The sequence below is a fragment of the Klebsiella sp. Ech2A genome, from assembly GCF_030078455.1.
Taxonomy (GTDB): Bacteria; Pseudomonadota; Gammaproteobacteria; order Enterobacterales; family Enterobacteriaceae; genus Klebsiella; species Klebsiella terrigena.
Window position 1 is genome coordinate 1 of sequence record NZ_JAQGFU010000173.1, and the last position, 9,622, is coordinate 9,622.

Below are 9,622 nucleotides of genomic sequence, written 5' to 3' on the forward strand. Positions count from 1 at the left end.
TCAGAACTCCCTGCGCGCGGGAAACCGCGGCCCGACGCTGCTGGAAGATTTTATCCTGCGCGAAAAAATCACCCACTTTGACCACGAACGTATTCCGGAGAGGATCGTCCACGCCCGCGGGTCGGCCGCACACGGATATTTTCAGGCCTATCGCAGCCTGAGCGACGTCACCAAAGCCGATTTCCTCGCCGACCCGGCGAAGAAAACGCCGGTATTTGTCCGCTTCTCTACCGTGCAGGGCGGCGCCGGCTCCGCCGATACGGTGCGCGATATCCGCGGATTCGCCACCAAGTTCTACACCGACGAGGGGATCTTCGACCTCGTGGGCAACAATACGCCCATCTTCTTTATCCAGGACGCGCTGAAATTTCCCGACTTCGTCCACGCCGTGAAGCCCGAGCCGCACTGCGCCATGCCGCAGGGGCAAAGCGCGCACGACACCTTCTGGGACTACGTCTCCCTGCAGCCCGAAACGCTGCATAACGTCATGTGGGCGATGTCCGATCGCGGGCTGCCGCGCAGCTACCGGACGATGGAGGGCTTTGGGATCCATACCTTCCGCCTGATAAACGCCGAGGGTAAGGCCACCTTCGTCCGCTTCCACTGGAAGCCGGTGGCGGGCAAAGCCTCGCTGATTTGGGACGAGTCGCAAAAGCTGACCGGCCGCGATCCCGACTTTCACCGCCGCGACCTGTGGGAAGCCATTGAAGCCGGTGATTTTCCCGAGTATGAGCTCGGCCTGCAGCTGATCCCCGAAGAGGATGAGTTTGCCTTCGACTTCGATCTGCTGGACCCAACCAAGCTGATCCCCGAGGCGCTGGTGCCGGTGCAGCGGGTGGGGAAAATGGTCCTCAACCGCAACCCGGATAACTTCTTTGCCGAAAACGAACAGGCGGCCTTCCATCCCGGACATATCGTGCCGGGGATCGATTTCAGCAACGACCCGCTCCTGCAGGGGCGGCTGTTCTCCTATACCGACACGCAAATCAGCCGCCTCGGCGGGCCCAATTTCCATGAAATTCCGATCAACAAGCCCACCTGCCCGTACCACAACTTCCAGCGGGACGGCATGCACCGGATGGATATCGACACCAATCCCGCCAACTATGAGCCGAATTCGATCGGCGATAACTGGCCGCGCGAAACGCCGCCCGCTCCCCGCCGCGGCGGCTTTGAATCCTACGCCGAGCGCGTGGATGGCGAAAAGATTCGCCAGCGCAGCCCCTCCTTCGGCGAATACTACTCGCATCCGCTGCTCTTCTGGCGCAGCCAGACCCCGTTTGAGCAGCAGCACATTATCGACGGCTTCAGCTTTGAGCTGAGTAAGGTGGTCAGAACCTGGATCCGCGAGCGGATGGTCGATCAGATGGCCCATATCGATATCCGGCTGGCCGAGGCGGTAGGGAAAAATCTCGGTATTGCGCTTAGCGATGCCCAGCGCGGCATTACGCCTCCGGCGGACGTCAACGGCCTGAAAAAAGATCCTTCTCTGAGCCTGTACGCCATTCCCGACGGAGAGGTCAAAGGCCGCGTGGTGGCGGTATTGCTCAACGACCGTCCGCTTGCCCAGGAGATGCTCACTCTCCTGCAGGCCCTGCAGGCGAAAGGCGTCCATACGAAGCTGCTTTTCTCGCGGATGGGGGAAGTCAGCGCCGATGACGGGACCCTGCTACCCGTTGCCGGAACCTATGCCGGCTCGCCTTCGCTGACGGTGGATGCGGTGATTGTGCCCGGCGGCAACGCGGCCAGCCTCGGCGCCAGCGGCGACGCGCAGTACTACCTGCTGGAGGCTTATAAACACCTGAAGCCCATTCTGCTGGCCGGCGATGCGCGACGGTTCAAGTCGCTGCTGCAGGTTGCCAGCCAGGGCGAGGAAGGGATTGTCGAGACCGACACCGTCGATACCCTGGCGATGGATAATCTGTTAACCCTGATGAAGGCGCATCGGGTGTGGTCCAGAAGTGGGAAAACGGCGGCGATCCCGGCATAGTAAAAGGCCCGCCGGCGTCACCGCCGTCGGGCCCTTATCACCGTCGCCCCCCTTCTTTAGACGTCGCGGTAGGTACCGAGACGATAGCCGCGCTCGGCAACCGCATATTTCAGCGCCTCGGAGGTCAGCACTTCCAGCTCCGCCAGCCGCGGGTGGCAGTAGGCGCTGCTCATAATGGCGTGGTCAATAAACGCCGGATGGCACATCACCTCCAGCGACGCCTCTTCCCGCCGGATTGAATCATCCAGGATCTGCAGCAGCAGCGCTTCAGAAATCGCCTCCCCGTAGAACTCGCTGGCAAAACCCTCGCTGCTGCGCGCCGCATCCTGATCCAGGCCGTCGCGCTGCGCCAGCTGGCGGTCAATACGCAGCGCCACGCCCTTCTCGCGGGCAAACGCCGCCACGATGGGGTAGACAGACGCGATCATATGCACATGGTGATGGCTGTCGATATGCGTCGGTTCACAGCCAAACAGCGCGATAAACCGGCGATACTGGCACTCCAGCTCGTGCGCGATCTCATCCAGCGGCAGGCTGCCCTCTTCCGCCATCTGCCAGATCCACTTACCCAGGCGCCCTTCGCGGGCGAGGCCCGGCATCGGGGAGAGCGGCTCGCCCAGCGTCAGGACAAAGTGCATCCCGACGCCCAGCTCCGGCACGCAGCGGCTGAGCTGGGCCGCGTGGCCGATCGCCGCACCGTTAACCAGCGCCGTGGTGGAGGTCACCAGCCCGTTTTTGCAGGCTTCAATAATGCCGTAATTCTGCCCCTTGCTGAGGCCAAAATCGTCGGCATTAACGATTAACACGCGTTCCATCAGCCGCTCCCGTTACTGTTTCAGTTTTGCAATCGTCGCCGCAAAGTTGGGCAGCCACTTTTCATGCGCGAGGATCATTTCACGCGCCAGCATTTCGGCATCGCGGTCGGAGTGAATCAGCGGACTCAGATTGAGCGCCAGCAGAACATCGTTCAGCTCACCGCTTATCGCCGCCTGGCTCGCCGCCACTTCAAAGCCCTTGATGGTGTAAATCAGCCCCTGGACTTTTTCATCGAAATGGGTGATGCGCGGCGTCGGCTTCGCCCCGTCGCGGCCGAGCGTACAGGTCATCTCCACCGCCCAGTCGGCCGGGATATTATCGATGTGGCCATGGTGCGGGATATTTACGTAGTGCTCGGTCTGCTTATCGTTGTAGATAGCGTTGATCACTTCGCAGGCCGCGTCGGAGTAATAGGCTCCGCCGCGCAGCTCCAGCTCCTTCGGCTTAACGTTCAGATCCGGGTTTTTATACAGCTCGAAGAGCTGTTTTTCCACCTTCTGCACCACCTGAGCGCGGGCGCCGCCCTTATAGTACTCGCCCATTTCAATCGCCAGCATCTCTTTTGGCTTGAAGTAGTACAGCAGATAGGAGCACGGAATCAGGCGCAGGGAGCGGATCAGCCCTTCGCTGAACGGCAAGTCGAAGATGTTTTTCACCGAGTTGGAGCTCAGGCTGCCGGAGGCGACGCCGTCCAGCAGTTCGTCAAAGCGCGATACGCCGTTCACCAGCACGTCGCGGACAAACACGAGGTGGTTGAGGCCAAACAGATCGATATTCAGCTCGTCGCTCGGGCTCAGGCGCAGCACGTCGGTGATAAACATTTTCATGCCGATCGGAATGTTGCACACGCCGATAAAGCGCCGGAAGCCCGTGTGGCGATACACGGCTTCGGTCACCATTCCCGCCGGGTTGGTAAAGTTAATCACCCACGCGTCCGGGCAGATCTCCTGCACATCTTTAACGATATCAAAAATCACCGGAATGGTGCGCAGGCCTTTGAACAGGCCGCCGGCGCCGTTAGTTTCCTGGCCAAGATAGCCGTGGCTAAGCGGGATACGCTCGTCTTTCTCACGCGCCTTCAGCTGGCCAACGCGCAGCTGAGTGGTGACGAAGTCCGCGCCCTCCAGCGCCGCGCGGCGATCCAGGGTTTTGTAGACCTTCAGCGGAACGCCGGCTTTTTCGACCATCCGCTCGCAGAGAGCGTGGATAATATCGAGCTTCTCCTGCCCTTCCGTCACGTCCACCAGCCACAGCTCCGTAACCGGCAGCTCGTGATAACGCTTGAGAAATCCTTCGAGGAGTTCAGGGGTATAGCTGCTGCCGCCGCCGATAGTAACGATTTTTAATTTCTGGCTCATCATATTCTCCCTTGTGGCGCCACGAATTGCGCGTAGCCCACTCGCCGTATCAATACGGAGAGTTAACTTGAATATTTTCCAGCGCGGAAGGTTCCGCTCCGGTTAATTAAGGATGGTAATCTTTTTACGATAATTGCTTGGCGTAAATGAGGTCAGCTTTTTGAATGTTTTAATAAACAAACTGGGGCTGCTGTATCCTGATTCGTAAGCAATATCGGTTACCGAGTAGTTGGTAATTTCCAGCTGTTTCTTAGCGAAGTTGATGCGAATGTCATTAATAATCTGCATCGGCGTTTTACCATAATAGCGTTGGGTCGCCCGGGTTAAATATTCCTGAGTTTTCCCGGAGAGCTCAACCATCTGTTCAAGCGCCCCCTCGCCAAATTTATGTTTATCGTGCATATCCTCGACGGTATTTTTTAGCCACTGCGGAATAACATCCTGCACCGGCTCCTCGCGGTAGTGCCGTAAACGGTTAATGGTATAAAACGAGACCAGCTCAATAAATTCGTCAAATTCAGTTTCGCGAAAGTTCAGCGAAGCAATCACCGATTCGATGTAGCTGAGAAAGGTGCTTTTGACCGCGTAGACCTGAGAAGCAACCAGACCAAACGGCAGCAGCGGCAGATAGTGTTTCTCAAAGAAACTGCGGCTGATGCCGACGTTAAGAATGCGCGTCGCGCCAAACTCGTAAAAGCTTTGATGGTGCGACCCCATTGGGATGAAGACAAAATCCCCGCGCTCCAGCAGCACCCGTTTGCCGTTAATCTCCTGATAATAGCGGCCGGTCAAAACGATGGTGTATTCGTAATAGTCATGCTGGTGAAGCCCGCTGACGCTCTCGGTCTTGTTGTAGATGACCACATGAAAATTATTCCCGTTGAAGAGCTGCTGTTCGCGGGCGGTACTAATTTCTGTGGTCATCATCTTTGGCTGCCTCATCGTGTAGATGGCCTATTGTACCTTCTCATGGAGCTCAATCAATTCGGCAACCAGTTCGCGGGCCAGCATTGAGGTCATCAGATGATCCTGTGCATGAACCAGCACCAGGCTGACCTTCATTTTCCCTTCGCCCTCATCGCTCTCAATCAGCTGAGTCTGTACGCGGTGGGCTTCGCTCAGCGCCATCCGCGACTGCTCCATCATCGCTTTCGCGGCGGCGAAGTCGCCCTGCTTCGCCTGCTTCAGCGCGGCATAGGCCAGGCTGCGGGCCTGTCCGGAGTTGATAATCAGCCCCATCACCACCTCTTCGAGGTCATTCTCGGGCATCTCTGTTGCTTCAATATGGTCCAGATCAAACATAGTATTCCCTCATTTCTCAGGCGGTACGGGAAGCCTCCCGTACCGCTCGACATCAGAATTTCAGTGCGTTAGCGATATCTTCTTCGCTCTCTTCCTGCTCGATGGTGCTTTGCGCTTTGTTAGAAATCGCGACAAACGGCAGGTAGACCAGGGTCGAGATACCCAGGTTGAACAGCGCCACCAGCAGAGCAGCGACGCTGCCGTTACTGTTAAAGAAGGCGCCGAGGCCGGTCGGCATGGTCCACGGAGCCAGGTTGGTCACCGGTGGAATAATCCCCATGCTGTAGGCCGCCAGGGTGATGGCCGCCAGAATCGGCTGCACCAGTACGAACGGGATAAACATCACCGGGTTCATGATAATCGGCAGGCCGAACAGGATCGGTTCGTTAATCTGGAAGATGCCTGACGGCAGCGCCAGCTTAGCAACCTGACGATGGTCAGCGCGGCGTGAGCCGATAAAGATGGCGATAATCAGACCCAGAGTCGCACCGGAGCCGCCCAGCAGGATGTAGGAGTCGAGCATCGGCTTGGCCCAGAAGTGGAACTGTTTGCCCGCTTCGATGGCCGCTTCAACGGAGCCATACTGGTTATACAGCGCAATGTTTTCCAACGCCCACGGGGTCATGATGCCGTTATCCAGCGCGGTCAGCGCCAGCGAACCGTGTACGCCAAAGAACCACAGCAGGGAGTTGAAAATAACGTACGCCCAGCCGACAACGCTACCCATCGCCGCCAGCGGCGTGGAGATGGAGTCCATAATAATCTGGTGGAAGTTGCTGCCATACGAGGCCAGCAGCCAGGAGACGATGCCGAAGATCGACAGGATCAGGAAGCCCGGGATCAGCGCCGAGAACGAACGCGATACCGATGACGGCACGCTCTCCGGCAGCGTAATGACCCAGTTGCGGCGAATAACGAAGGTGAACAGCTCCGCCACCACCAGACCAATGATCATCCCCGATATAATGTTTTGCCCGCCCAGCCAGTTGGCGCCCACGGCGTAGGCGTCGCCGACGCTATAGGGGGTGACGGTCATAAATGCCGCGACGGCTAACAGCCCGGCGGCCATCGGGTCGACCTTGCGCTCTTCCGCCAGCGCTGCGCCGATGAAGAACGGCGCCATCAGCGACATAATGCCGAGCGTACCGTTATAAACGTTACCGCCGATGGCCTTAAAGCTGTTTAAGGTTTCAATGGTTGAGGCATCCAGGCGGATCCCCATTGAATAGAAGAAAGAGCCTTCACCAAAGCTAAGAAATACGTTGTTAATTAATACGAACATGGCCCCGGCGAGGGTCAGCGGCATTAATTTAATAAAGCCGTTTTTAATCGCATTAATATGCGGTTGCTTTCCTATTTTAACAGCAAAAGGAAGGAGTACCTTTTCAAGCGAGTCAATCACTTTACTCATAGTCAATACCCTTTAAAAGCCGTAATAGTGCAATTACGGCATAATGATGAAATTACTCTTTGACGGGAAAATAAACTCTTTAATATTCGGGCAGCCGGCAGTGTACATATTTCATGAAAGCGAAATTGACTTTACCCGTTACCCGAAAGGTGAGTTTTAAAATTAAATTATTGTGCAGCAGCTTTCTTAATGGCCGCAACGGCCGCTTTCAGTACACCTAAACCATCAACCTTGCCGTACAGCGCAGAGTCGATCACCTCCACCGGCTTATTGGACAGCAGCCGCTGAATCTCGGGAAGCATATATGCAATCTGTGGGCCTAATAAAATCACGTCGGCTTCCGGTCCCTTCTCCCCGGCGAGGGTCTCAGGAAATGCTTCAATAATGACCGGCACCTCATATTTTTCAGCCTGGGCACGCATTTTGGATACCAGCAGCGAAGTGGACATTCCAGCCGAGCAGAACAGATAGATATGTTTCTTTTCCATGAACGCTTCCTCAATTTGTAGAACCTGGCGGCCTCCTGGCAGGATATTATGCCGAAGAACCGGGTAAGGCCTGTCACTGTTCAATTGATATTGTTTATGCATTGAGTATACGGCATCCCCCGGCACCTGGATAATTCCTGGTTAAACAAAATTGTCTCTCATTGACCTCGCGTTTTGACTACCTTCACATTTCCCTCAAATAATTCGCGCAATTAAATAAGCATCCGCACGCATAAAAAAGCCCGACCAGGGGTCGGGCATTCGTAGAGCTCAGTATCACGTACTACTTGTTGTTGCGCGGGTCCGTATCGTACTCCGCGCAGGTCTGGTAGCCGGAGTTCATCACGTGACCGGTCTCGTCGAGCGCGACAAAGTAGGTCTCCATTTTACCATCTCGTTGACCCAGGATGTAGGTCTGGCAGGTGCCGCGGGCGTGGATCATCGTCACTTCAGATGACGGTTTGCCCGCCACCTGCAGTACCTGGGAACGCGACATCCCTTTTTTGACATCTTTAACAACCGGCTGTGTGAACTGGTCTGCAGTACGATCGTAGGCTGTACAACCAGCCAGCATGGTCAGTACTGCCGCTGCGCCCATAAGTCCTGCTAAATTCTTATTCATATTCCGTCCTCTTTTATTTGGCGTGTGAATAAGCCTGGAATAAATATCGTTATTTTTCAAGCCGAAGGTCGATTTAAGCGAAATTTCGCTGCGATATGCCGGATTAGCCCGCCGCAGCGTGCCGCCAGCGGGCCGCCGCGCGTACCATAAAAAAATCGTATGTCATTGATTGCCTTCTTTTGCAGCACTCAAAACGACGATCCTTGTCGTTTCAACGGCAAAGAGGTAGCTTTAAGCCATGCTGGTTGCCAAACAGATTCACTTTCCGGAGGGCGCGATGACGCTACAACAAGAAATTATCCAGGCGCTGGGTGCCAGTCCCCAGATCGATACAGACGGTGAGATCCGCCGCAGCGTAGATTTTTTGAAGTCCTATTTGCAGACCTATCCCTTTATTAAGGCGCTGGTTCTCGGCATCAGCGGCGGCCAGGATTCAACCCTGACCGGTAAACTGTGCCAGCAGGCTATTAATGAGCTGCGGGCAGAGGGTGACGACAGCCGCCAGTTTATCGCCGTGCGCCTGCCTTACGGCGTGCAGGCGGATGAGCAGGATTGCCAGGATGCCATCGCCTTCATTCAGCCGGATCGCGTGCTGACGGTCAATATTAAGGGCGCGGTGCTGGCCAGCGAGCAGGCGCTGCGGGAAGCCGGGATTGAGCTCAGCGACTTTGTTCGCGGCAATGAAAAAGCGCGCGAGCGCATGAAGGCGCAGTACAGCATCGCCGGCATGACTCACGGCGTGGTGGTCGGTACCGACCATGCGGCGGAAGCGATCACCGGATTCTTTACCAAATACGGCGACGGCGGCACCGATATCAACCCGATTTTCCGCCTCAACAAGCGTCAGGGTAAACAGCTGCTGGCGCGCCTGGGATGCCCTGAGCATCTGTACAAGAAGCTGCCGACCGCCGATCTGGAAGACGATCGTCCGTCCCTGCCGGATGAAGCCGCTCTGGGCGTCACCTACGATAATATCGACGACTATCTGGAAGGAAAAACCCTCGACGAGAAGACGGCCAAAATTATCGAAGGCTGGTACCTGAAAACGGAACACAAGCGCCGGACGCCGATTACCGTCTTCGACGACTTCTGGAAGAGATAGTCCTTCCCCATCGCCCCGGCGCCGGCCGGGGCTATTTTTTGCACTTTTCGCCCCCTCCCCTGGCTGCTATACTGTTTAAATAAACAGCATCAGGAGCCACTGTGGTCAGAAGGCAATCCGCCCCGCGTCTGGAGTTTGAAGCGGCGGCAATTTATGCATATCCCGAACATCTGCGTCCCTGGCTGGCGTCTCTGCCCAGCCTGCCGGGCGTCTATCTGTTTCACGGCGAAAGCGACACCCTGCCGCTCTATATCGGTAAAAGCGTCAACATTCGCAGCCGGGTGCTGTCGCATCTGCGCACCCCGGACGAAGCCGCCATGCTGCGCCAGGCGCGGCGCATTAGCTGGCATCGTACCGCGGGCGAGCTCGGCGCGCTGCTGCTCGAAGCGCAGCTGATTAAGCAGCAGCAGCCGCTGTTCAACAAGCGGCTACGGCGCACGAAACAGCTCTGCTCGCTGCTGCTGAGCGACGCCCGCCCGCAGGTGGCGTACGCCCGTGAGCTGGACTTTTCCCGCCAGGAGCATCGGTCCGGC

At 56.7% G+C, this 9,622-nt stretch carries 9 protein-coding genes and 1 pseudogene; 3 read left to right on the forward strand and 7 right to left on the reverse strand.

Annotation, left to right across the window (positions count from 1 at the left end; genetic code table 11):
* Nucleotides 1-1,990: catalase HPII (katE, locus tag PFH44_RS21665; protein ID WP_283826106.1), on the forward strand; the 1,990-nt coding region annotated here is incomplete at its 5' end.
* Between the two features lie 56 nt (nucleotides 1,991-2,046).
* On the opposite strand, the gene chbG is transcribed toward katE, so the two are convergent.
* The 7 genes from chbG to osmE all read right to left on the reverse strand — a co-directional run bounded on the left by chbG (nucleotide 2,047) and on the right by osmE (nucleotide 7,987).
* Nucleotides 2,047-2,805, reverse strand: a complete 759-nt coding sequence (gene chbG, locus PFH44_RS21670) for a chitin disaccharide deacetylase (protein ID WP_045855031.1) — start codon at nucleotides 2,803-2,805, stop codon at nucleotides 2,047-2,049.
* A 12-nt stretch (nucleotides 2,806-2,817) separates the two neighbouring features.
* The gene (locus PFH44_RS21675) at nucleotides 2,818-4,164 is read right to left on the reverse strand and encodes a 6-phospho-beta-glucosidase (RefSeq protein ID WP_283826107.1); all 1,347 of its coding nucleotides are present in this window, start codon (nucleotides 4,162-4,164) and stop codon (nucleotides 2,818-2,820) included.
* A 102-nt stretch (nucleotides 4,165-4,266) separates the two neighbouring features.
* Nucleotides 4,267-5,106 (reverse strand): transcriptional regulator ChbR, encoded by an 840-nt coding sequence (chbR, locus tag PFH44_RS21680; RefSeq protein WP_283826108.1) that lies wholly within the window; start codon nucleotides 5,104-5,106, stop codon nucleotides 4,267-4,269.
* Nucleotides 5,107-5,118: 12 nt separating this feature from the next.
* Nucleotides 5,119-5,466 (reverse strand): PTS N,N'-diacetylchitobiose transporter subunit IIA, encoded by a 348-nt coding sequence (gene chbA, locus PFH44_RS21685; protein ID WP_041145138.1) that lies wholly within the window; start codon nucleotides 5,464-5,466, stop codon nucleotides 5,119-5,121.
* Nucleotides 5,467-5,518: 52 nt separating this feature from the next.
* Entirely contained in the window at nucleotides 5,519-6,877 is a 1,359-nt protein-coding gene (gene chbC, locus PFH44_RS21690) for a PTS N,N'-diacetylchitobiose transporter subunit IIC (RefSeq protein ID WP_041145137.1), read from the reverse strand.
* Between the two features lie 167 nt (nucleotides 6,878-7,044).
* The gene (gene chbB, locus PFH44_RS21695) at nucleotides 7,045-7,365 is read right to left on the reverse strand and encodes a PTS N,N'-diacetylchitobiose transporter subunit IIB (RefSeq protein ID WP_041145136.1); all 321 of its coding nucleotides are present in this window, start codon (nucleotides 7,363-7,365) and stop codon (nucleotides 7,045-7,047) included.
* A gap of 283 nt (nucleotides 7,366-7,648) precedes the next feature.
* Nucleotides 7,649-7,987, reverse strand: a complete 339-nt coding sequence (gene osmE, locus PFH44_RS21700) for an osmotically-inducible lipoprotein OsmE (protein WP_045855028.1) — start codon at nucleotides 7,985-7,987, stop codon at nucleotides 7,649-7,651.
* A gap of 277 nt (nucleotides 7,988-8,264) precedes the next feature.
* On the opposite strand from osmE, the gene nadE reads away from it, so the two are divergent.
* Together nadE and PFH44_RS21710 are read left to right on the forward strand one after the other, a co-directional pair.
* Nucleotides 8,265-9,089, forward strand: a complete 825-nt coding sequence (gene nadE / locus PFH44_RS21705; RefSeq protein ID WP_045855467.1) for an ammonia-dependent NAD(+) synthetase — start codon at nucleotides 8,265-8,267, stop codon at nucleotides 9,087-9,089.
* Between the two features lie 101 nt (nucleotides 9,090-9,190).
* Nucleotides 9,191-9,622 (forward strand): annotated as a pseudogene (locus tag PFH44_RS21710) (endonuclease); the annotation flags it as partial.

Bases quoted from the DNA above. Each gene is read 5' to 3' on its own strand.
- chbG (WP_045855031.1), bottom strand. From the start codon at position 2,805: ATGGAACGCGTGTTAATCGTTAATGCCGACGATTTTGGCCTCAGCAAG.
- PFH44_RS21675 (WP_283826107.1), bottom strand. From the start codon at position 4,164: ATGAGCCAGAAATTAAAAATCGTTACTATCGGCGGCGGCAGCAGCTAT.
- chbR (WP_283826108.1), bottom strand. From the start codon at position 5,106: ATGAGGCAGCCAAAGATGATGACCACAGAAATTAGTACCGCCCGCGAA.
- chbA (WP_041145138.1), bottom strand. From the start codon at position 5,466: ATGTTTGATCTGGACCATATTGAAGCAACAGAGATGCCCGAGAATGAC.
- chbC (WP_041145137.1), bottom strand. From the start codon at position 6,877: ATGAGTAAAGTGATTGACTCGCTTGAAAAGGTACTCCTTCCTTTTGCT.
- chbB (WP_041145136.1), bottom strand. From the start codon at position 7,365: ATGGAAAAGAAACATATCTATCTGTTCTGCTCGGCTGGAATGTCCACT.
- osmE (WP_045855028.1), bottom strand. From the start codon at position 7,987: ATGAATAAGAATTTAGCAGGACTTATGGGCGCAGCGGCAGTACTGACC.
- nadE (WP_045855467.1), top strand. From the start codon at position 8,265: ATGACGCTACAACAAGAAATTATCCAGGCGCTGGGTGCCAGTCCCCAG.